The 23,899-nt window shown below is 33.9% G+C and carries 19 protein-coding genes; 8 read left to right on the top strand and 11 right to left on the bottom strand.

Going from position 1 to position 23,899, the window contains the following annotated elements; all coding sequences use genetic code 11:
• Window position 1: 1 nt before the first annotated feature.
• From asnB to murB, 4 genes are read right to left on the bottom strand one after another with little or no spacing between them, the layout of a single operon-like run.
• The gene (gene asnB / locus P2086_RS04050) at window positions 2-1,891 is read right to left on the bottom strand and encodes an asparagine synthase (glutamine-hydrolyzing) (protein WP_317899153.1); all 1,890 of its coding nucleotides are present in this window, start codon (window positions 1,889-1,891) and stop codon (window positions 2-4) included.
• An 8-nt stretch (window positions 1,892-1,899) separates the two neighbouring features.
• Window positions 1,900-2,859 carry an NAD-dependent epimerase/dehydratase family protein gene (locus tag P2086_RS04045; protein WP_317899152.1) on the bottom strand — a complete coding sequence of 320 codons (960 nt, stop codon included), beginning with the start codon at window positions 2,857-2,859 and terminating at the stop codon, window positions 1,900-1,902.
• Window positions 2,837-3,889 carry a glycosyltransferase family 4 protein gene (locus tag P2086_RS04040; RefSeq protein ID WP_317899151.1) on the bottom strand — a complete coding sequence of 351 codons (1,053 nt, stop codon included), beginning with the start codon at window positions 3,887-3,889 and terminating at the stop codon, window positions 2,837-2,839. Before P2086_RS04040 ends, P2086_RS04045 begins: the two co-directional genes overlap by 23 nt.
• Window positions 3,889-4,908: a UDP-N-acetylmuramate dehydrogenase gene (gene murB, locus P2086_RS04035; RefSeq protein WP_317899150.1), complete on the bottom strand. Its 1,020-nt coding sequence runs from the start codon at window positions 4,906-4,908 to the stop codon at window positions 3,889-3,891. Before murB ends, P2086_RS04040 begins: the two co-directional genes overlap by 1 nt.
• A 67-nt stretch (window positions 4,909-4,975) precedes the next feature.
• On the opposite strand from murB, the gene P2086_RS04030 reads away from it, so the two are divergent.
• From P2086_RS04030 to bshB1, 3 genes are read left to right on the top strand one after another with little or no spacing between them, the layout of a single operon-like run.
• Window positions 4,976-6,103, top strand: coding sequence for a glycosyltransferase (locus tag P2086_RS04030; RefSeq protein WP_317899149.1), 1,128 nt, complete (start codon window positions 4,976-4,978; stop codon window positions 6,101-6,103).
• Between the two features lie 52 nt (window positions 6,104-6,155).
• Window positions 6,156-7,193 (top strand): UDP-3-O-(3-hydroxymyristoyl)glucosamine N-acyltransferase, encoded by a 1,038-nt coding sequence (lpxD, locus tag P2086_RS04025; protein WP_317899148.1) that lies wholly within the window; start codon window positions 6,156-6,158, stop codon window positions 7,191-7,193.
• Window positions 7,194-7,910 (top strand): bacillithiol biosynthesis deacetylase BshB1, encoded by a 717-nt coding sequence (gene bshB1, locus P2086_RS04020; protein ID WP_317899147.1) that lies wholly within the window; start codon window positions 7,194-7,196, stop codon window positions 7,908-7,910.
• Here the strand turns inward: bshB1 and P2086_RS04015 are convergent.
• Genes P2086_RS04015 through P2086_RS04005 form a run of 3 tightly spaced genes read right to left on the bottom strand, consistent with a single transcriptional unit; the run spans window position 7,902 to window position 10,310 of the window.
• Complete coding sequence (locus P2086_RS04015; protein ID WP_317899146.1) at window positions 7,902-8,699, bottom strand: alpha/beta fold hydrolase; 798 nt, start codon at window positions 8,697-8,699, stop codon at window positions 7,902-7,904. The two genes, bshB1 and P2086_RS04015, sit on opposite strands and share 9 nt — an antisense overlap.
• The gene (locus P2086_RS04010) at window positions 8,700-9,596 is read right to left on the bottom strand and encodes a S66 peptidase family protein (RefSeq protein ID WP_317899145.1); all 897 of its coding nucleotides are present in this window, start codon (window positions 9,594-9,596) and stop codon (window positions 8,700-8,702) included.
• Window positions 9,597-10,310, bottom strand: coding sequence for a helix-turn-helix domain-containing protein (locus P2086_RS04005; RefSeq protein WP_317899144.1), 714 nt, complete (start codon window positions 10,308-10,310; stop codon window positions 9,597-9,599). It lies immediately after the preceding gene.
• 96 nt (window positions 10,311-10,406) lie between these two features.
• Between P2086_RS04005 and metG the strand changes: the two genes are divergently transcribed.
• Both metG and P2086_RS03995 read left to right on the top strand, forming a co-directional pair.
• On the top strand, window positions 10,407-12,449 hold the full coding sequence (metG, locus tag P2086_RS04000; protein ID WP_317899143.1) for a methionine--tRNA ligase: 2,043 nt from the start codon (window positions 10,407-10,409) through the stop codon (window positions 12,447-12,449).
• Entirely contained in the window at window positions 12,430-13,368 is a 939-nt protein-coding gene (locus P2086_RS03995) for a hypothetical protein (RefSeq protein ID WP_317899142.1), read from the top strand. The genes metG and P2086_RS03995 overlap by 20 nt, the downstream gene beginning before the upstream one ends.
• A 32-nt stretch (window positions 13,369-13,400) precedes the next feature.
• Here P2086_RS03995 and radA read toward each other — a convergent pair whose 3' ends face one another.
• The 4 genes from radA to P2086_RS03975 form a co-directional block, all read right to left on the bottom strand.
• A complete protein-coding gene (radA, locus tag P2086_RS03990) occupies window positions 13,401-14,783 on the bottom strand; it encodes a DNA repair protein RadA (RefSeq protein ID WP_317899141.1) in 1,383 nt (460 codons plus the stop codon).
• Window positions 14,784-14,856: 73 nt separating this feature from the next.
• Window positions 14,857-15,615 (bottom strand): response regulator, encoded by a 759-nt coding sequence (locus P2086_RS03985; RefSeq protein WP_317899140.1) that lies wholly within the window; start codon window positions 15,613-15,615, stop codon window positions 14,857-14,859.
• A gap of 8 nt (window positions 15,616-15,623) precedes the next feature.
• Window positions 15,624-18,668: a PAS domain S-box protein gene (locus P2086_RS03980; RefSeq protein WP_317899139.1), complete on the bottom strand. Its 3,045-nt coding sequence runs from the start codon at window positions 18,666-18,668 to the stop codon at window positions 15,624-15,626.
• A 13-nt stretch (window positions 18,669-18,681) separates the two neighbouring features.
• The gene (locus P2086_RS03975) at window positions 18,682-20,352 is read right to left on the bottom strand and encodes a toxin-antitoxin system YwqK family antitoxin (RefSeq protein WP_317899138.1); all 1,671 of its coding nucleotides are present in this window, start codon (window positions 20,350-20,352) and stop codon (window positions 18,682-18,684) included.
• A gap of 568 nt (window positions 20,353-20,920) precedes the next feature.
• Between P2086_RS03975 and rpiB the strand changes: the two genes are divergently transcribed.
• From rpiB to mnmG, 3 genes are all read left to right on the top strand, one after another.
• Entirely contained in the window at window positions 20,921-21,355 is a 435-nt protein-coding gene (gene rpiB, locus P2086_RS03970) for a ribose 5-phosphate isomerase B (protein WP_317899137.1), read from the top strand.
• A gap of 10 nt (window positions 21,356-21,365) precedes the next feature.
• Window positions 21,366-21,890 carry a TlpA family protein disulfide reductase gene (locus tag P2086_RS03965; RefSeq protein WP_317899136.1) on the top strand — a complete coding sequence of 175 codons (525 nt, stop codon included), beginning with the start codon at window positions 21,366-21,368 and terminating at the stop codon, window positions 21,888-21,890.
• Between the two features lie 109 nt (window positions 21,891-21,999).
• Window positions 22,000-23,886, top strand: coding sequence for a tRNA uridine-5-carboxymethylaminomethyl(34) synthesis enzyme MnmG (mnmG, locus tag P2086_RS03960; RefSeq protein ID WP_317900249.1), 1,887 nt, complete (start codon window positions 22,000-22,002; stop codon window positions 23,884-23,886).
• Window positions 23,887-23,899 lie beyond the last annotated feature (13 nt).

Here is a 23,899-nt window from a genome sequence, read left to right as displayed (position 1 = left end):
ACTAACTATTTATTTTATTTTCCTTAAGCCAATTATTTAAAACCACTAAATGCCACACGCGGCTCCAATTCGTTTTCTTATCGTCACCTAAAAAACGGGTCCATAAATTTTGCATTTCTGTTTTATTAAAAAAATCATGCGTAGACAATTCTTTAATACCTTCTTCACAAAAATTCTTCAAATCATTTTTCATCCAGTGTTGCCATGGCAAAGTAAATCCCATTTTTGGCCTATTAACTATTTCATTTGGGAGTAAATCACCTAAACTATCAATTAATAATTTCTTAGGACTATGAGGATATTTACACTCATCATTAACTCCCAATACAAATTCAATTAATTTGTAATCCAAAAAGGGCTCTCTGACCTCCAGTGCAACAGCCATACTCATTTGATCTGTGTCTCGCAACAAAGTGTTTTGAAGATACGTATTTATTTCGCTTATCGATACCGAGCTCAGTAAATGATCTTCAATTTGTAACACCTCTGAAACGATTGATTGTATTGTATTGAGTGGGTTGGAGTTCTTAACTAATTTTTCAAGTTCCTTTTTCGTAAAAAGGCTCCTATTTAAAGGATAAGCTGATTTAAAATTTATTTTTTCTTCCGCTAACAGTTCTTGTATTTTATTTCCGCCAACCGTTTTTCTTTGTTTTTGAATAGCAAAACCCGCTGCTTTTCTAGCAAATTGGGGTACAGCATTTAACCACGATTTTTTTTGCAATTCCGCCATCCGTTTAAAAACATCATATCCCGCGAACAACTCGTCTCCTCCAATACCGCTTAACGCCATTGTTATACCAGCGTTTTTTGTTGCCTTAGATACAATATATGTATTTGGACCATCTCCACTTGGATGATCCATTGCTAAAAGGGCTTCAGGAAGTTGTTTCAAAAAATCTGCCGGACTTAATTTAATTTCATGATGTTGTGTGTTAAACTTTTTTGCAATAATTTGTGCGTATTTCGATTCTGAAAACTCGCTCTCGTCAAAACTTACGTTAAACGTTTGAATTTTTTCTGAGCTTACTTTACTCATTAGACCAACAATAGCACCTGAATCAATTCCTCCGGAAAGAAACGCGCCAAAAGGTACATCAGCAACAAGTCTTCTTTGCACCGATTGGCCCAATAAGTCGTGTACATTTTTGCATATTTCTTTGTAGGAAAGATCCGCTGATGTATTAGAAATTTTATTTACAGAATAATACTTTGTAATATTTGCCTTTTCGTTTTCCAACTCTAGGAAGTGGCCAGGCATAAGCATCTTTACTCCTCTAATAATTGTATTTGGTGCAAATACTGATTGATACATCATGTATTCTCCAATCACTTCTTTATTTAAAGAAAATTTTTTTATTCCGGAATGAATAATGGGTCTTATCTCACTTGAGAACATAAAACCTTCGTCTCCATAATAATAATACAAAGGTTTAACGCCTACTCTATCTCGCGCAACAATTAATTTTTTTTCGGCAGTATCGTATATTGCGAAAGCATACATGCCATTAAAATAGTCAAGGCACTTCTTTCCCCAACGAATAAAGGCTGCTAGTATTACTTCGGTATCAGAATTCGTTTTAAAAAAATAAGGCGTTTCTTTTGATCCTTGTGTGGTCCTTTGAAGATCTAACTTTAACTCCTTGTAATTATAGAGTTCGCCATTGTAAACAATCACATAACGCTTGTCACTTGAAAAAAATGGTTGATTGCCCTCTTCACTTAAATCAATGATAGAAAGCCTTCTATGGCCAAAACAGATTTTGTCGCTTTGCCAAACGCCATCGTTGTCTGGACCACGATGCGCCAACGTTTTATTCATTTTTTGAACTATTTGCAGACTTTCGCTCTCAGAAAATTTTTCAGAAATAAACCCGTTAATGCCACACATTATAATACTTATTCTATTGCTTTTAAAAAACGTTCGTCCTTCATCATCCTTTTTATTCCGTCTTCAATTCCGATAAGTTGCTTTTTTAATATCTCTCTCATCTTAGTGTTATCTGGTTGTCTTCGTGTCATGTCACCTTCCTTAAGAGGCGGTAGATATGCTATTTTGGACGTTGAGTTTGTTACTTTAATTGTCAGTTCTGCCAATTCCTTTACTGTCATGAGCTCGTCGTTTCCAATATTTATAACATCATTTATTAATAAACGATCTTCAAATATTTTATTACATACCTCAACCGTGTCATCCACATAAGTAAATGTTCTTGTTTGTGACCCGTCGCCATAAATGGAAATGTCTTCATTTTTAAGTGCCGCCGCTAAAAATCGTGCCACAACAAAATCAGTACTTTGATTTGGTCCGTATGTATTAAAAAAGCGAAAAATTGTATACGGCAATCCAAAAGCCTGCCAGTAACTTCTAAAAAAAGACTCTCCAACATTTTTAACTACCGCATATGGAACCCGCGAATTTAAAGGAGTAAGGTGTTCGTTTTGCGGAAGCTCAACCGGTTCTCCATATACTTCAGAACTGGAAGAAAAATAAACATGTTTAACAGAAGAGTTTTTTGAAAGATTTAGAATATTTTTTATCCCTTCTATATCATTTAAAACAGCAATCGGGTTTTCTTGTGTGCGTATTACGCCAACAACTGCAGCAAAATGGAAAACATAATCAAAGTTATAGGACAACATTACAGCCGAAATATCATTAAAATTATTGACGTCCGCCTTAATAAGTTTCCAGTTCTTAATTTCAGTCGATGGGAGCTTTGATAAAAAGCCAGTGGACATGTCATCCACAATAACGACAAAATTTGATTGAACTCTAATAAGTTTTTCAACCAAAGCGCTGCCAATGTTACCTGCCCCGCCCGTAACCAATATTTTATTTTTTACTGTTTTGCTCATAAATCTTTTTCACCGTGTTTGCCCACTTTTCAGGGCTTATTTTTTGAGCAAGTAAATGGCTCTGTTCTGACATTAAATTTAGCTCTTTACTACTTAAATTCGCCATTTTTTTTAGTCCTTTTTTTAGTTCTGATACGTTTTGGGGAGAAAAGAAAAACCCGTTCTTTCCTTCTTCCAAAAAGCACTCTCCTGCACCAACAGCTGTGCTTAAAAGCATTGGAAAACCAGCAGCAGCGTATTCTTGTACCACAACTCCCCATGGCTCAAACCGACTTGGTAATACAAAAACACCACTTTTCTCAAGAATAGGTTCCAAATCCTTTGGTTGTACAAAACCAAAATGTTTTATTTTTGGGTGCTCTATCGGACTAATATCGCCAGTTCCTAAACACCATAATTCCCAATCGCTTGGTTTCTCTTGTTGGAGTTCTGTAAACGCTTGCCATAAATCATTCAACCCTTTAAACTCATAATATCTACCAACATATAAAAACACTTTCGGAAAATGCAGTTCTTTTTCTTTATGTTGAGATTCCCAAATAACATTAAACTTAGGCAAATCGCAACTATAAAACCCTTGCGAAATTTTATCCGTTTTAAATCCTAACTTTTTTACGTACTTAGTTTGAGGTTCTCCAGGAACCCAAGCATGAGAAAAAGTATTCAGTAAAAAGAATCTACTTAAAACCACTGCCAGGTACTGTTTTATTGAACCACGCCAGTGTGTATCGCAGGTTAAAACGGTTGGCACTTTACAGAAATAAGGTTTTGCGATTTTTAAATAGTCTTTATCAATCCATCCACTACATAAAATTATGTTGGGTTGAATTCCTTCAACAAGTTTTTTAAGTTCATCAAAACTATAATCGTTTTTATCGTAAACCTTAATTTTTTCAGAATAACTAAACTTAAAAGGAGCCTCTTTATTAACCGGCCAGCGTATTATGGCAACCTCACCAAACTTTGTAAGCTCTTCACAGCACTTCAAAAAATACTCAGCAAGCTCTGTATATAAGAATAAAACTTTCATTAAATAATATTTACCTCCCGCTCGAGTGTTACTCCAAATTTATCTTGAACCCGCTTAATTACATGCGTCGACAACTCAAAAACATCCTTTCCCTTTGCGTTGTTTTTATTAATGAGGACTAAAGCTTGTTTGGTATGAACAGCTGCGCCATTATACTCTTGTCCCTTTAATCCAGATTGCTCTATCATCCAACCGGCCGCTAATTTATAATTCCCATTTTCTAATGGATAAGCAACAATATTTTCAAATTGATTTTTTAGTTCATTGTATTTATTGTTAGAAACTTCAGGGTTTTTAAAAAAACTTCCCGCATTTCCAGTAACTTTTGGATCTGGTAACTTACTTTGACGAATATTAATAACCGCTCTTGAAACATCTTTTATTCCTGGCGAAACAATATTCATGGCCTGTAACTCAGTATTAATCGCTCCGTAACTCGTGTTAACTGCTGCTTGCTTTTTTAATTTAAAGGTAACCGAACTAATAAAAAATTTATTTCTAAACTTATGCTTAAACACGCTTTCGCGGTAACCAAATTCACATTCTTTTTTATTGAATTTTTTTAGCTCCCCACTCTCCATATTGAAAGCTTCAAGTTGTTCAAACACTTCCTTTATTTCGACCCCATACGCACCAATGTTTTGCATTGGACTAGCTCCAACACATCCTGGTATTAAAGATAGGTTTTCAATTCCTGCATAGTTTTTATCGATACAATATAATACGAACTCATGCCAAACCTCTCCTGCAGAAGCTTTTAGTAAAGCTTCATTCTCGTTTTCTTTAACAATTGTGATGCCCTTCAGATTATTCTTTATAACGATTCCTTTAAAATCTTTTGTAAAAAGCAGGTTGCTTCCTCCTCCGATTATAAGTTTTTCTTGTGATTTATATATTTCATTTTTTACTAAATCTTGAAAATCTTCCTCAGAGTTTATTTCTACGAAATAATCACAATAAACTTCTATCCCAAACGTATTAAAGGCTTTAAGATTTATGTTTTCCTTAATCTGCAACATGTGTAGCAAAAATATATAATTAATTAGGTGTAATATTTCTATCTTTAAGCCAATATCAACAAAGTATTTGTTTACAACAAAAAAAATAGCCGCAGTCAGTGTTATCAACGATCTTGTAACTGACAACAGGGTTAACAAAACCTGTTTGGTATTAAAAGAGTGCGGCTATGACGTTGTTTTAATTGGTCGTAAACTTCCAGCTTCGTTGGATCTTCCTGCTTGGCCATATCGTGCGGTTAGAATGAATCTTCTTTTTAAAAGCGGGCCACTTTTTTATCTTTTCTTTAACCTTAGGTTATTTTTAAGCCTTCTCTTTAAAAAATCAGATCTTCTTTATTCTAATGATTTAGACACGCTTCTTCCAAATTTTTTGGTTTCTCGGCTGAAGCGCATTCCTTTGATATATGACAGCCACGAGCTTTTCTGCGAAGTGCCAGAGCTACAAAATTCCAAATTGAAAAGAAAAATTTGGCTAAGTATTGAATCCTGGATTGTTCCAAAATTAAAAATGTGTATTACTGTCAATGACAGCATTGCCCGCATTTTTAGTGAAAAATATAAAGTTCCATTTACTGCCATCAGAAACATTTCTGACTACCCAAATGATTTTGTAGCTAAATCGAGAGAAGAGCTAAAGCTTCCATTAGATAAAAAAATAATTCTTCTTCAAGGTGCGGGAATAAACGTTGATCGCGGTGCAGAAGAACTTATTGATGCAATGGAATACATTGACCAAGCTATACTGATTATTATTGGAAGTGGTGATGTGTGGGAAAACCTAAAAGAAAAAATTGTTGTTCAAAATCTATCCCATAAAATTAAGCTTATTTATAAAATTCCTAAAACCGGCTTAATGCACTATACACATAATGCAGATCTAGGATTGAGTATAGATAAAAACACAAATCTCAATTATTACTACAGTTTGCCAAACAAAGTGTTCGATTACATAAACGCTGGCGTTCCTTTACTCGCAAGTCATTTACCTGAAATAGAGAAAATTATTAAAGAGTACAACGTTGGCGATTTTATTACAGATCACTTGCCCCTAAATATTGCAGCAAAAATTAATGAACTCCTTTCTTCTCACAAATTAATAACATATAAAGAAAACTGCTTAAAAGCTAAAAGTGAGCTCAATTGGACTTCTGAAAAATTAAAGTTAATTAAGCTCATAGAAAAGGCAGGGTCATAATTTTAGAAGGATAATACTAATTAAATTACTTAATTTTGAAGGGTTAAATCTTATGGAATTTTCAGCACAACAAATAGCAAATCTTTTAAACGGAGAAATAGAGGGCGACGAAAATAGTATTGTAACTAATCTTTCTAAAATAGAACAAGGCGCGCCAAAAACTCTTTCGTTTCTTTCTAACCCTGCTTATACCAACTATATTTACACGACAGATGCAAGTATCGTTATTGTAAACAAAACTTTAGTTCTTGACAAACCTGTTAAATCAACCTGTACTTTAATTCGCGTAGAAAACTCATACGAAGCCTTTGCAAAACTACTTGAGCTTTATAGCCAAACCAAAGGAAACAAAGTCGGCATTGAACAGCCTTCCTTTATTTCTCCGAATGCAACACTAGGAACCGACTGTTACATCGGCGCATTTGCATATATAGGACAAAATGTTACGATAGGAAAAAACGTTAAACTTTATCCTCATGTATACATTGGAGACCACGTTACTATTGGTGATAATACCACTTTGTTTTCCGGCGTTAAGGTATACCATGAATGTATAATTGGTGCAAATTGCACGGTTCACGCAAGTACTGTTATTGGTAGCGATGGTTTTGGTTTTGCTCCAAACAATTCAGGAGAGAGCTTCGCAAAAGTTCCACAAATAGGAAATGTAATTATTGAAGACAATGTAGAAATCGGCTCTAACGCTTCTATAGACAGGGCAACCTTAGGTTCAACCATTTTACACAAAGGCGTTAAGTTGGATAACCTGGTCCAAATTGCACATAATGCCGAAATTGGTGAAAATACTGTTATTGCTGGTCTTACAGGCGTTGCCGGTTCAAGTAAGGTTGGTAAAAATTGTATGATCGGTGCACAGGTAGGTGTAGCGGGACATTTAAGAATTGCTGATGGTGTAAAAATTGCAGGTCAATCTGGTATTGGCTCTAATATTGATAAAGAAGGGGAAATTGTTCAAGGCTCTCCGGCCTTTAGTATTGGCGATTACAAACGTTCTTATGTTTTGTTTCGCGGCCTGCCTAAATTAAGTGCCAAAATATCGGATCTCAGTAAACGACTAGACTCTAAATAAATGAAAGTAGATATTCTGGCAATTGGTGTTCATCCCGATGACGTGGAATTAGGTTGTAGTGGTACAATTGCAAAACATATTTCTTTAGGTAAAACTGTTGCCATTTTAGACCTTACTCTCGGTGAACTAGGCACCAGAGGAAGTGCCGAGCTTCGAACAAAAGAAGCTAATGACTCTGCAAAAATTTTAGGAGTTAAATCCAGAACTCAATTGAATTTTAAAGACGGTTTTTTTCAAAACAACGAAGAACATCAACGCAAAATAATTGAACAAATTCGTAAATATCAACCCGAAATTGTTCTTTGTAATGCTATAAACGACAGGCATCCCGATCATGGTCGTGCCGCCAAACTTGTAGCTGATGCTTGTTTTTACAGTGGCTTAATTAAAATAAAAACCTCTTTGGATGACCCTGAACAAGGAGCTTGGAGACCAAAGGCTGTTTACCATTACATACAAGACCATTACATTCATCCTGATTTTGTTATTGATATCAGTACTTTTTTTGAGATTAAACACAAATCTATAATGGCCTTTTCTTCACAGTTTTTTACGGCCAATTCTAACGAACCAGAAACACCAATTTCGAGTAAAGAATTTTTAGAAAGTTTGAATAGTAAAATGTCTATTTGGGGTAGATCTATTGGTGTAAGCTACGCTGAAGGCTTTACGGTGAGCCGTTATCCCGGAGTAAATAGTTTATTCGACTTAATCTAGAAACTCATTTATACAAGCGCTGACTTCACTCACGTGTTCTAAATTAAGCGTGTGGCCTGCGTTTTTAATAACAATAAGTTTTGAGTGCTTAATATTTTGTTGTACTTCCTCAGCTAAGTGAACCGGAAACAACATATCTCTTTCCCCTTGAATAACAAGAGTTTCGGCTTGAATGCGTTTTAAGTCTTTTCTAAAATCTTTCCTTTCTTTAGTTGCACGCATTAAATTAAAAATGGATTCTGAACTTAAATCCGAATCTTTTCTGACATTTTTTAAATTAGAAATGGAAACCAAGGGGTTCGAAAAATAGTTTTCACTCAAAACACTTGGCAACATAATGTCTAACATTAAATTGTAACCCCCCACTTCTAAAGCCCGCCACCAGCTCAACTCAATCGCTTCGTAATAAGGTGTTTTATTTGCAAAAGTAGAAATCAAAACTAATTTCTTTACATAACCTGGATAGGCAACTGCAAAATGTTGAGCAACAAGACTTCCATAAGAGATTCCAACAATATTAACATGCGCTAATTTTTCAAGATCTAAAACTGTTTTAAAATCTTGCGCATGTGTATCAAAATCTCTCCACTTCCCGTCTTTATCACTCTGTCCTTGAAAAATAAAATCCAATAATACTATTTTGTACTTCTCTTTAAAAAAGGGCGTCATCAAGATCCAGGAATCCGTTGATTGTGTGAGGCCATTTAAAAAAACAATGGTCTCATTTGAATCTATATTGCCTTGTATTTTGTAATATAAATTCTGATTATCTTTTGTTTTGCAAATCATTTATAAGTATTCTAGATTAGATTTAGCAGCAGCTACGCTCAAACGCGCTTTCCTTCCAAAATATAGCGCAGTATTGTTTTTAATATGTCCCGCAGGAAAATTAAAACATACTGGGTAGTTGTATTCTTTAACGGCATCCCAAATAATTTCTTCTGCAGTTTTTCCAAACGGAACAGCGTTATCTTTCATATCAGTCATTCCACCAACAATAAGCGCTTTTAATCCTTTTAGTTTCCCGCTACGCTTTAATTGCAAAACCATCCTGTCAATATGATATAGTTGTTCATCAAGATCTTCAATAAACAAAATTTTATTCCGTGTTACAAGATCATCCACACTTCCACTCAAAGCATACAACATCGAAAGATTTCCTCCAACCACTTTTCCTTCAGCGGTTCCATTTCTGTTCAATTTGTTTTTTGGAATATAATAATTTAACCTCTCTCCGAATAACAATTTTTTTAAAGATAGAGTTGCCTCTTTATCATTTGGAAACTGAAAGGCCATCGTGCTATGAATACTAGCTATCTTTAGTTTTTCCAAACGGCTTTGAAGAGCAGTAGTGTCGCTATAACCGGCGATCCACTTTGGATGTTTCTTGAAACCCTTGAAATTTACTTTATCGATTATGCGTAGATTTCCGTAACCTCCACCAGCAATGAGTATTGCTTTAGCAGTTTTGTGATCAACAGCCCACTGCAAATCATTTGTTCTCTCCGTGTCGGTACCAGCAAATTGATGGTGTTTTTTATAAATGTTATTTCCGGTTTCAACCTTTAAACCCCAACTTTTTAAAATGTCGATTGAAGGTTGTATTTGTTCTTTATTTCTTGCTCGAGCTGTAGCAATAATAAGAATAGTGTCGCCCTTCATTAAAAACGGTGGCAAGCTTGACATTTACCTCTTTTTCTTTTTGGTGGTTTTTTTGGCTAGTGCTTTTTTGGTTGTCGATTTTTTCGAAGCTGCTTTCTTAGGTACCGACTTCTTAGCAGCCAATTTTTCGTGATAAGAAATATTACTTAAATTTTGTTTGTACTTTTTGTGTATCGGTTCGTTTTCAACTTTTACATGATACCAAAATTCACCGTTTTTGATACGGTAAATTTGCATTTCAGATACACCAAACTTTTCGGCCAGTTTACTAAACGACAACTTACGTTTCGGATCCCACATCATTCGTTTTAAAGAAGCTACTTTACTTTCGTTAAGAACTTTTGAGTGTGTACTTTTTGTAATTGCCTTTTTTTGACGCGCAAAAATTGATCTCGGACTATTTGTCGTATGAGCCCTATGTTCTTCCTGTGTTGCCCACTTAAGATTGTCTACATGATCGTTAAGATAATCGTGATCTTTATGAATAATGAATTTATATTTTGGAGACAGCCTTTTAAGAAAAGCCTTTGCAACCTCCTTTGAGATAAAAATTGCTTTGTTAACTCCTTTTTGTCTGGTGTTGTAGCGATAGTTTCCTGCAGTAGGTTTAAACTGTCGTATTTCCACCTTTCCATTAACTGAAACTCCAAATCGCCCATGATTGGAAATCATGTAAGGTACAGTGGGCTTTTTCCCATCAATGGTAATGGCTTTCCATATTTCTTTTTTATTGCTCATGATAGATTTATTTTACCTTTGTATAAAAGTAATAATTTATAATTTATAATGAAATAAAGCGCTTTTTATTTTAAGAAACCAAGCGGCCTCCACTATATGAATCCGAAATTTAAAAGAACTTTAGTCACCGCGGCCTTACCATACGCAAATGGACCCGTGCATATCGGACATTTAGCCGGTTGCTATCTTCCATCAGATATTTATGTCCGGTATTTAAGAAGTATAGGTCATGATGTTAAGTTTGTTTGTGGAAGTGATGAACATGGTGTGCCTATTACGATTAAAGCTAAAAAAGAAAATACAACGCCTCAGGCTGTTGTTGACAAGTATCACAAAATAATGGGTGATTCTTTTAAAGAATTTGGCATTTCCTTTGATATTTATTCTCGAACGAGCTCTAAAACGCATCACCAAACGGCTTCAAACATGTTTAAGGTCATGTATGAAAAAGGTGGTTTTACCGAGCAAGTAACCGAACAGTATTATGATGAAGCTGCAAAACAGTTTCTTGCAGACCGTTATATCGTTGGAACATGCCCTAATTGCGCTAATCCAAACGCTTATGGCGACCAATGTGAAAAGTGTGGTTCAACATTAAACGCAACCGATCTTATTAATCCTAAATCTGCCTTATCAGGAAACAAACCCGTTTTAAAACAAACAAAAAACTGGTTTTTGCCTTTAGATAAACTTCAACCACAAATAAAAGAATATTTAGAAAAGCACCAAGACTGGAAGCCTAATGTATACGGGCAATGCAAAAGTTGGTTGGATAGTGGTGACGGTCTGCAACCAAGAGCAATGACGCGCGATCTTGACTGGGGAATTCCTGTTCCTGTTGAAGGTGCAGAAGGAAAAGTATTATACGTTTGGTTCGATGCCCCCATTGGATATATTTCTGCAACAAAAGAATTACTTCCAAATAATTGGGAAGATTATTGGAAAAAAGATGATTCTCGTGTAATTCATTTTATCGGAAAAGACAACATTGTTTTTCATTGTATCATTTTTCCAGCAACGTTAATGGTGCATGGGGGTTTTAATTTACCTGATAATGTTCCAGCCAATGAGTTTTTAAATCTTGAAGGCGATAAAATATCTACGTCACGCAACTGGGCAGTTTGGCTTCACGAATATTTATTGGAATTTAAAGATAAGCAGGACGTTTTACGTTATACGCTATGTGCCAATGCTCCGGAAAGTAAGGACAATGACTTTACTTGGAAAGATTTTCAAACGAAAAACAACAGTGAGCTCGTTTCCATTTTTGGAAATTTTATAAACCGCACCTTGGTTTTAACCCATAAATATTATGAGGGAAAAGTTCCAACTGCAAGTTCATACACAAAAGAAGACCTTCTCGTTTTAGAGGAGCTCGCTAAGGCTCCTGACAAAATTTCAAAAGCCGTTGAGCAATTTAAATTTAGAGAAGCTTTAAGTGAATGGATAAGTGTTGCGCGACTTGGAAATAAATATTTGGCCGAAACGGAGCCTTGGAAGCTCATTAAAACCGACGAAGAGCGTGTTAAAACAATTATGAATGTTGCATTACAAATTTCTTGTAATCTTGCCATACTTTCAGAACCGTTTTTACCCTTTACTTCCGAAAAATTATTTAAAATGCTTAACCTACACCCTCTAAAATGGTTGTCGGCGAAACAAACTTCGAATGTGCCGCAGGGCCATTTAATCAATAAAGATGAATTACTTTTTTCGAAAATAGAAGATTCAGATGTGCAAGTTCAATTAGATAAATTGCAAAAAAGCAAAATGGAAAATGAACAGAATAAACCTTTAGAACCGATAAAAACTGAAACGTCATTTGATGATTTTTCAAAGATGGATATTAGAACTGCGACAATTCTTGAAGCAGAGCTTGTTCCAAAAACAGATAAACTTTTAAAATTAATACTTGATACCGGCGTTGACAAAAGAACGGTTGTGAGTGGAATTGCGCAGTATTACAAGCCTCAAAACATTATTGGGCAAAAGGTTTGTCTTTTAGCAAATTTAGCTCCGCGTAAAATAAAAGGCATAGAAAGTCAAGGAATGATTTTAATGGCCGAAAATCAAAAAGGAGAATTGTGTTTTGTTTCGCCTATAGTAAATGATTTTGAAAATGGTTCTTCAGTTAAATAACTTTTTTACACTTTTTGTTTTCCTAATCGCTTGCGTGTTTTCTAATGCGCAAGAAGGAGTTGGTGAAAGAAATAACAGAGATTACAAAGACCCTGATCAATTTGATAAATTTCATAAACGTCGCGTTACTGTGGGCGCTTGGCAAATTCATCAACTCAAAGAAGGCGCTTTAGTTGTAAGACTTAAAACAAATCAAATTTTAATTGACGCTCTTTTAAAACAAGGAAAGGATGATTTAGCAAGGGAAATACAGCTACAGCAATTTGCAATTAACAAAAATACCATGTTTGCTTATAGAGACAATCTTAGTTTTTGTAAAGTTTATTTTATCTATAGCACTAGCAGTGATAGTCTTTTAGATAGTTCTCGCTCCGGAATTTTTTTAGATACAACTTTAACCGTAGACTATTCTATTGTTATGAAAGAATCTTTTTATTTACTTGCAGAGCGCGATTTCGCTTACAATTCCTCAATAGGCTTTGTGCCAGAAGACTCTGCGAAAACGACCCGTGAAAGGGGAAACCCCGTAAAAGAGATGGCGGTCGTTATTAAAAACAAATACGGCCACCAATTAAAAACACCATTTCCATATTACGTTAAAGAAAAAAATTTCATGAACGCAAAGTATAATTTTCCAATTCAAACAACTCCTAATGGAAATAACGGATTCTCTATATCCTTTGCAATTAACAGGACTTATCTTGAAGATTTAAAAACGAAACCTGAACCTAAAGAAATTACTATTAAAGGGCGTGATAAATCCGTTATCACAACCGTTAAATTAAAAAAAGAATTTACCTATGAAAAACTCAGCTTAGCTATAACAGAATTAAACGATAATCTTTTTCAAATGTACAATACTTACCCAAAGCCAGATGTTTCACGCGTTAAGGCGGCTGTCAAACTTTTCTTTTATTAGGTCCAAGTTTATTATCAGGTATTAATTTCTCTTTAACCAAAAAGCACAGAAAACGCTTCTTCCATTTTAGAAACGGCGATTACTTCAATTTTAAAGTTTTTGGTATTTAATCCTTTTAAGTTGAACGATGAAACCAGAATTTTTTCAAAACCAAGTTTTTCTGCTTCCATTATTCTTTGCTCTATCCTGCTAACAGGTCTTATCTCTCCCGTTAATCCTACTTCTGCGGCAAAACAAATCGTTTGAGGTATAGGAAGATCCTCATTGCTGCTTAGTATTGCGCAAACAAGTGCTAAATCAATCCCCGGATCCTCAACCCTAATGCCTCCGGCAATGTTTATAAACACGTCTTTTATTCCCAGTTTAAACCCACAACGTTTTTCTAAAACAGCTAGTAACATAGACAATCGTCTTAAATCGAAACCAGTTGATGATCTTTGCGGTGTTCCATATGCCGCACTGCTAACAAGTGCCTGTGTTTCAATAAGCATAGGCCTGTTTCCTTCCATGGTTGCCGAAATAGCAACTCCACTTGTAGCGTTTTCACGATTGGTTATTAAAATCTCAGAAGGATTATTTACTTCCCTTAAGCCATCACCATTCATTTCGTAAATACCCATCTCGTTTGTATTACCGAAACGATTTTTTGTAGCTCTCAATAAACGGTATATATGATTCCTGTCGCCCTCAAACTGTAAAACTGTGTCAACCATGTGTTCAAGTACTTTTGGTCCAGCCAAACTGCCTTCTTTAGTTATATGGCCTATCATAAACACCGGCGTATTGGTTTCTTTGGCAAAACGCAAAAACTCAGCTGCACATTCTCTTACCTGGCTCACGCTTCCGGGACTGCTATCCACATAACTTGTATGTAAGGTTTGAATAGAATCTAAAATAACTAGCTGTGGTTGTATTTCTGAAATCTGTTGGAAAATGTTTTGTGTATTCGTTTCCTGTAAAATAAAACAAGAATCCGTAGTAACGCCAATGCGTTCTGCGCGCATTTTTATTTGCTGTTCACTTTCCTCCCCACTTACGTACAAGATTTTTAAATTCTTTAAGCGTAACGCCAACTGAAGCATCAGTGTCGATTTTCCAATACCTGGCTCACCGCCAAATAAAACGAGACTTCCCGGCACGATTCCGCCGCCTAGCACGCGCGTTAATTCTTTGCCTGGTACTGCTATTCGTGGGAAATCTTGCAATCCTACCTCTTGTAAAAGAATTGATTTATTGGAAGTGTTTTTAGGGTTTTTATTGGATGAAAATAATTGAAGTCTGTCGTTTTTAGATTCTTTATGAAGCACTTCTTCTACATAAGTGTTCCACTCGTTACAACTAGGGCATTTGCCAATCCACTTAGCTGCTTGTGCGCCACAATTTTGACAAAAAAAGGTTGTTTTGGTTTTTGACATAACTACTTAAAAAGCAAATTTACACTCATTAGAGCTAAAGGCTTGCTATTAATTGTAGTACGTTTAAAATAAATTAAAGAAGGTTAAGCTTTTGCATTAACTCTTCACGATAAGAGCCACCAACAGGAATAATTTTTTTCTCGTTTTCTAAAATAACGTTTTGATTGTCGATGCTTTGTATTTTATCTAATCGTGCGATAAATGAACGGTGAACCCTCACAAATTCAACGTTACCAAGTTTTCTGTCCAATTCTTTCATCGTGCTGTGAACGGTGTATCGCGCAAATTCAGTATTAATAATTACATAGTCCTTTAAGGCCTCAACAAAATAAATATCTTTAAGGTAGACTTTTACCAAGCGGCTATTTGATTTTACAAACAATATATCTTTCGCTTTTTCATCTTTATTTTCAACCAGAGAATACAAAAAGTCCCTTTCTTTTAATAAAGCAGAATCTTTTTGGTGTTTGTAAACAGCCATTTCAATGGTTGAGTGTAAGTCAATTTCTTTAAAAGGCTTTAAAATGTAGCCATAAGGTTCTGTTATTTTCGCTCTAGATAAAGTTCCTTCATCGGCATAGGCGGTTAAAAATATAACCGGAATGTTCATCTTTTCCTTGATCTTTTCGCTCACTTCAATGCCAGTGAGTGGACCCTTAATCATAATATCCATAAGGATTAGATCTGGCATTAGCTCTGTTATTTTATCAATAGCGTCCTTTCCATTGTTAGCAAATCCAACAACGTTGTAGCCAAGTTTTGTTAAGCTGTTTTGAATGTCTTTTGCAACAATACTCTCATCTTCAACAATAAATATGTTTAATTTTTCCATAATAAAAATTACATCTTAAAAGTAACTAAAACTTCGGTTCCCTTGCCTTTTTCCGATTTAAAATTCAACTTTCCTTCAATTTGTTCAATAAGGGTGTTAACCAATTGTAAACCAAGAGAGTGGCTGTTTTCAAAATCTATTCCAGAGGCAAAACCAACACCATTGTCTTTCAGCTCTAAAAATACAAAATTATTTTCGCTCCGTAAATTAAAGGTTATTGTGCCTTGTTTGTTTTCGGGAAACGCGTGTTTTATTGCGTTTGTGATTAGCTCATTGATTATAAGACCTGCAGGAATTGAACTGTCAAGAGACAGGGACACTTTATCTATATTGAGCACTAATTTTATTTTTTCTGTTGATGCAGAATAAGATTGTACCACGTTGTTTACAAGCGTGTAAACGTAATCGGAGAAATTAACGGATGTAAATGATTTGTTTTGATATAAACTCTCATGAATGTAGGCCATTGTTTTAATCCTATTCTGACTCTCCTTTAAAAGCGTTAAGGCGTACTCATCTGAAACATAAGAAGACTGTAAATTTAAAATGCTACTAATTACTTGCATATTGTTTTTAACACGATGATGCACCTCTCTTAACAAAACTTCCTTCTCTTTCAAAGAAATTTCCATTCTCTGTTGGACGTGTTTTTTCTCAGTAATGTTGTGGGCAATGCCGCTTACCTCTACCACTTCATTATTTTCATAAATTGGATTAAAAAATACCTCTAAATAAACATTTTTATGGTCTTTGTCTTGAGTCTCAATTTCAAAACTAGTTGCAAGTCCACTAAATGCTTTATCATAATGAAACTGTAATAATTCGGTATATTCTTTGTCGTTTGCTAAAACCCCCCTGTTTAACACAATACCTAAAAATGGCTTCGTGTTATAAAGGCTAGTGATTAAGTCATAATAATTTTTATTAAAGGATGTTAGTTTTCCTTCCTTATCGATTGTCCATATATAATGATGACTGCTGTCGAAAATTGCACTCAATTTTCCTGTTTGATTCAATAATTTTTGCTCGTATATTTTTGAATCTGTTATATCATTGGCAATGCAACTTATTTCCCTCACTTCATTGTTTTCGCTGACTATTGGATTTATAAAAATTTTTCTGGTAACAAACCGCCCGTTATTAATGTCGCCTTTTTCAAATTCTAGTTTTTTACCTTTAAACGCTTCGGTATATTTTGGGTACCAAAAATCAATATACTGCTGCCTGTTCCTTAAAAGATGTTCATCTATTTTATACCCTAATTTAATATTTATACCATGTTGTAATTTCACGGTATTAAAAAAATTCTTGTTGTAAGATGTTACCTCTAATTTGTCATTTATTGACCAGATTAAATGAGTAGAGTTTTCGAAAATTGCTGAAAGTTGTGCGGTTTTATTGATTAAATTTTTTTCAATTTCTTTTCTCTCCTTAATTTCATCTTGTAGTTGTTTGTTTGTGCTTTCTGTAATTTGGGTTTTTACCTTTTCGTTTTCCCTTTGTCTTTGTTCGGTTAAATTATTAACCAGGGACAGTACACAGTCTCTGTTATTAAATTTTATTAGTACCGATTTTACTTCAACTTCTATTTTATTATTTTTTGCATCGCGAATATTGTAATTAAAATATGAGTTTTGAGTTGTTTTGGTTAAGTATATTTCTTGTAGACGCTTTAAGGCAATTTTTCTGTCATCTTCATCAAAAAAATCAAGAGCAAATTTTCCTAAAATTTGATTTTTATTTTTAAATTTCACCAATTTTAAAAGCGCATTGTTAACATAAAGGCAGACACCGTTGTCGTGAATTAAATAAGCTACCGGTGAATTATCCAACAAATTTCTATAGTTAATATACTGGCTTTCAATTTCAATATCTGTTTCCTTTTGCTCTGTAATGTCTCTTAAAATATTGATAAAAAAACTAATTTTTCCTTTTTCGTTTGTTATTGGTACTAGATTATCTTCTAACCACGCTTCTTCCCCAGATTTTTTTAGAATTTTAAATGAAAAATGATGGTTTTTAATAATGTTTCTTTTCTGGCAAGTTTTAAGTAGTAGAATAGATTTGTCAAAATCATCGTTATACTTTACTAATTGCTTTGTGAAGAAAAGGTGGTCGTTGATTAAATCTTCAGATTTGTAACCTAGTATTTTTTTAATGTTAGGACTAACATATAAATATTTTTCCTCAGGATAAAAGGTGTAGAATGATATTATATCATTTCCGTTATTAGTAATAAGATCAAATTTTTTTTTTGTTTCTAAAAGTAATTTTTCGGTTTCAATTCTTTCAGAAATATCGCGTATATTCCCTATTAAACCAGCTAATTCTCTTTTTTTATTATATACTGGGTTAACAGCAATTTCAATATTTTTTTGTTTACCGTTTTTGTGACAAAATCTAACAACAACCCTTTTTTCCTTTCCTTTTTCTGCCCATTTTAAATAGTCTTCTCTCGAAATTACAAGTAAGTTTTGATCCTCTTTATAAAGATTCTTTTTTAAAATATTTGGGTTCTTGTATATTTCTTCGGGAGTAAAGCCTAAAACTTTTTTACTTGAATCACTAATAAACTTTAGTTTAGTATGGGGTAAAAATCCAAAATGAAAAATAACATCTTGACTGTTTGCACTTATTTTTTGTAAAAGATCTTTAGCTGTTTCATCCTCTGTTATTTGACTTTTTCTATTAGAAACTTCTGAAAAAGCTGTTTGAATAACTCTTTTATTATTATATAAAACAGCGTTTGAATCTGTTTTAATATAAATATCCTTCTTTTTAAAATTGGTTATTTTTAGTTCTAAGGACGGTAAAGTTATACCAGCTAATACTTTTTTAATATTTCTATTTATTTCTTTATGAAACCTCTTCTCAATAATATGAAAAATAGATATTTTGTTAGATTTTTTAAAGTTTATAGAAGCTGATCCTAAAATTGAAACTGCTTTTTTATTTACAAAATATATTTGTTTACTGTCGAATAATATTACAGCAAAAGGCAGTAAGTTTAATGTATGTTCATCAACTTGTGAATTCTGTTCTAATACTGCCATACATTTTTATCCTTTACCTTCGGATAGTTTGCGTTTTATTTTCATTAATTTTTATGTTATAAGTACGTAAACTTTCTTCATAGGTTGGTCTTATTTTTTCTCCTTGCCATTTTATTTCAATATCATTTTTGTAGGTAACTGTTAAATAATTATGATCACTTTCATCATAATATTTCCAATCACCATCTTTCATACCACTAGTATAATTACCAATGTACATACGTGCACCGTTTGGATGAAATGCAACATGAACACCAGTAGGATCACCCGCAATAAAACGCCCTTCAAATCTTTTTATTTTTGAAGGCATATAATAACTCTTCCATAAACTATCTGGTAAATCATTAACATAATTACCATATTCTTTGTAATCTGGGGATTCGTATAACCATCTACCCTCTTTTCTTCCTTCAATAAAAATTCCTTGCAAAATAATATTTCCAACTTCATCATAATCTTTTAATTCTCCATCCCTTCTTCCATTTATATAAACTTCCTCTCTCCACAATTTACCGCTTTCATAATACCATTTCCAAACACCTTGCGCGCGACCTTTTTTATCATATCTTCCTTTTTGTTCAAGTTTTCCTGAAGCATAAAAAAATTCCCACTCTCCAATTCTCTCCCCTTCTTTATATAAACCCTTTCCTTTAAATTCACCGGTATTATGATATTCTATCCAAATACCTATTCTATTTCTAATACTATCTACAGCACCTTTAGCAACCATTGTTCCGTCAAAATATTCAATAGCACTATCAGGAATTGGAACATTTCTACAAACCATTCTTCTTACGTAAATATCAGTGGTATCATCTCTCTTAAATAAACTACTATCACACCTTAATTTTTTAATATATTTATAATGTGTTCCAATAGGTAAACTATCACTGTAAACACCTTCGTATTTTAATGTACCATCTTCATATACTTCCTTGTATACTTCTACATTTGCTATTTCTGGTGCGTTAAGTATTTGTTTACCAAAACTGTATTTTTTTGTATATAATAAGTCTCCTTTTTTATTAAATTCCTTAACATACCCATCTAAAGAATCATCATTAAATTTTTGTTCTTTTTTCACTTTATTGTTTTCATAAAATTCTTTCCATATACCTTGTTTCCTGTTTTCTGCATCTCTTTGATTTATCCTATCGTATCCTTGTAAAATACCTCCCTTAAAAGTTGAAATACCAGTTATTGTTGAATCTTTACTAAATTCATAAGCTATACCCTCTTGTCTTCCTTTAATGAAAGGTATGGTACTTTTTAACTCTCCAGTTTTGTAAAAATTTTTAGTTAACCCTTCTTTTACATCATCTTTGTAAGTTTCTGAACTAATTATTTTACCCAGTGTATCGTAGTTTATAGTTAATCCCTCTTTTTTTCCTTCTCTGTAATCTATAGTTTTTGTCAATCTTTCTTTTTCATCATAAAATTTCCAAGTACTATCTAATTGAAAATTTATTCTATTACCCTCAATTTTTAGTTTTCCATTTTTATAATAATTTTTCCAATAACCGTTCGGTTTTCCGTCTTTCATCTTACCTTCACTACTAATTTTACCATTTTCGTAATAAAATTTATTATATCCGTTTGGGTTGGTAGTCTGTCCCTGAAAAAAGTTAATTTTTAAGGAAAACAGTAGAATACAGAATATAAATTTTAGAGGACTCTTGTTCATTGACTTCAGAATTTAAATGTAGTTCAAAAAAAATATAAATCAAACTTCTTTAAAACTTGTATAGATTATAATATATATATTTTCTTTTTTTAAAAATTTAAAATTGTAGTAGTTTATATAGGGTGTTAATAGTGTTAGTTAATAATGTACTTTTTATTAGTCTTTTTGTCTTATAAAATTTAATGAACAGGTATTAAACAAATTTATGTAGTAATAGCTTGATTATCATATAGTGTAACTACTATTAACATTAGTTAGTACTTATTAGTCTTGATAACTATCTTTCGTTTGAAGGTGTAGATAACCAAAAAATAAAGCTGATAAGATTATATGAATTATAGGAACTTTACTTGGAAATGAATAGATTTATGAGATACAATTGTTTTAGTCTAATAGTCTAATAAATGTTGTTGGATGTTATTAACGGAGACGAAAGTAATTAACATATGTATTGTTTATTATTAGGTGGAAATAGGGTTCATTATCAAGGGTATATTTTATTAGTGTTAATTAACGTGTATTAGTATTTTTGATAAATAATTCAATTAGTGTAAATAGATAATAAATTATGAGTATAAGTGTAGCAATAGGGTCTGATCATGCTGGTTTTAAACTAAAGGAATATTTACTAGAACTTTTAAAAGCAAAAGGTGTTACAGTAATGGATAAAGGTTGTTATTCTGAGGATAGAGCAGATTACCCTGATTATGGCCACAGCGTGGCTATTGCGGTTCTTAATAAAGAAGTTACATTCGGTATATTAATGTGTGGAAGTGGTAATGGTATTAATATGAGTGCAAATAAACATAAAGGAATTAGGGCGGCATTATGTTGGAATTCGGAAATAGCCTCATTAGCAAGGCAACATAACGATGCTAACATATTAGTATTACCAGCAAGATATGTAAGTAAAGATGAGGCAATAAAATGCGTTGATGTTTTTTTAAGTGAAAAGTTTGAAGGCGGACGCCATCAGACACGTATTGATAAAATAGATATCTAAATATAGTAATATGAAAAAAATAGTAATTTTAATTTGCACTATACTCACAATTAGCGTTAGTGCGCAAAAAGGAAAGATATTTCCAGAAGTTAAAGGTGTAACACTAAACGAGAAAGCTTGTGCTCTACCGGCAAAAAACGGCAAGTATAGTGTTGTAGCTATTGCTTTTCATCGTGGAGCTGAGGATGACCTTAAGAAGTGGTTAAACCCATTGTATGATAACTTTATGAGCAAGGAAAAACCTGGTAATTTCGATATGTCAGAACCAGTTGATGTTAATTTTGTTTTTGTACCGATGATTTCGGGATTTAAAATGATCAAAGAGGATTTTCAAAAAGGTACTGATAAAGCATTTTGGCCATTTATTATGGATACCGAAAAAACGGATATAAAAGGGGTTCAAAAACAATTAGGAATTGAGGATAATAAAATACCTTACTTTTTTGTGTTAGATAAAACTGGTAAAATTGTTGAAATGCAAAGTGGTAAATTCTCGGAGTCTAAAATGGAAAAGCTTCAGGATGCTATTGAATAAACAAGAACGATCGTTCCTGTATTAATTTTAAATTTTGTTATCGATTAGCGCTGGTCGTATTTACGTAATGCGATAGCGGAATTAATCTTTATCTTTGCAAAAAATTAATTTGCAAAATTCATACGATATTATTGTTGTAGGTGCTGGACACGCTGGTTGTGAGGCAGCCGCCGCCGCTGCCAACATGGGCTCTAAGGTTTTATTGGTGACAATGAATATGCAGACTATTGCGCAAATGAGCTGTAATCCTGCTATGGGAGGCATTGCTAAAGGCCAAATTGTTCGTGAAATTGACGCACTTGGAGGTTATAGTGGTATTGTTTCTGACAAAAGTGCTATTCAGTTTAGGATGTTAAACCGAAGCAAAGGCCCGGCCATGTGGAGCCCGAGAACTCAAAACGATAGGATGATGTTTGCTGGCCTTTGGCGCGAAATGTTGGAACAAACTACTAATGTAGATTTCTGGCAAGACATGGTAAGACAGTTGATAATTTCTGACGACGGTAAACGCGTGGAAGGAATTGTGACTGGTATGGGGATGGAGTTTAGAGCAAAAGCAGTTGTACTTACTAATGGCACTTTTTTAAATGGTATTATTCATATTGGAGAAAAACAATTAGGAGGAGGTAGAACTGGTGAATCTGCAAGCCACGGAATAACGGAACAGTTAGTCCAAATAGGATTTGAGAGCGGTAGAATGAAAACGGGAACTCCTCCAAGAATAGACGGAAGGTCTTTGGATTATTCTAAAATGGAAGTTCAAGGTGGGGACGAGGTAATCGATAAGTTTTCGTATTTGGAAGGGACATCTCCTTTTATCGGAGAAAATCCAAAAAAACAAATACCTTGTCATGTTACCTATACAAATCAGAAAGTACACGATATCCTTAAAACTGGTTTTGAAAAATCTCCTATGTTCCAGGGGAGGATTCAAGGCCTTGGTCCAAGATATTGTCCGAGTATTGAAGATAAGATTACGCGTTTTAGCGAACGAGATAGGCATCAGCTTTTTGTTGAACCTGAAGGATGGAACACAGTTGAAATTTATCTAAATGGGTTTTCTTCTTCCTTACCAGAAGATGTACAACAAAAAGCATTAAGGTTGATTCCTGGAATGGAGAGCGCAAAGATGTTTCGTCCTGGATACGCTATTGAATACGATTACTTCCCCCCTACTCAATTAAAATTAACACTTGAAACGCATTTAATAGAAAACCTTTATTTTGCTGGGCAAATTAACGGAACAACAGGATATGAAGAAGCCGCTTGTCAAGGCTTGATGGCGGGAATAAATGCGCATCTAAAAATTAACGAAGAGAAACCTTTAGTACTAAATAGGTACGAAGCGTACATTGGCGTTTTAATTGATGATTTAGTAACCAAGGGCACCGACGAACCTTATCGTATGTTTACATCAAGAGCAGAGTATCGCTTATTGTTAAGACAAGATAATGCTGATGTTAGGTTAACACCAATTTCTCACGCAATTGGTTTGGCAAGCGAAGATCGATTTAATACAGTTAATGAAAAGGTTTCAAATTACAATAAGGTTATCTCCTATTTTAAAAACACAAGTTGTGAACCGGAAACATTAAACCCTTTTTTAGAATCAATTGGATCAGCAACAATAAATCAAAAGTTGAGGTATAATACAATACTTTCTAGACCAAATATTGGTATTCCTGATATTGTCAAAAATGATCCAAATTTAAAGGCCTCGATGTTGGAGTATAAAATAGATGTTCTTCAACAAGCGGAGATTTTGATGAAGTACGAAGGTTATATCGAAAGAGAAAGAGAGAATGCCGACAAATTAAAACGCCTGGAGGATTTAGTAATAAATTCTGATTTTAATTTTGATACTGTTGGAGGCTTGGGCGCTGAGGCGAAAGAAAAACTAAAGAAGTTTAAGCCAGCGACCATTGGACAAGCTAGCCGCATTTCCGGAATAAATCCTGCAGATGTGTCTGTCCTTTTAATTCACCTTGGTCGTTAATGTTTCACGTGGA

The organism is Aurantibacillus circumpalustris (assembly GCF_029625215.1).
Classification (GTDB): Bacteria; Bacteroidota; Bacteroidia; order B-17B0; family Aurantibacillaceae; genus Aurantibacillus; species Aurantibacillus circumpalustris.
The sequence above is the reverse complement of the archived record's forward strand: the minus strand, read 5'-3'. Positions and strand labels throughout refer to the sequence as shown.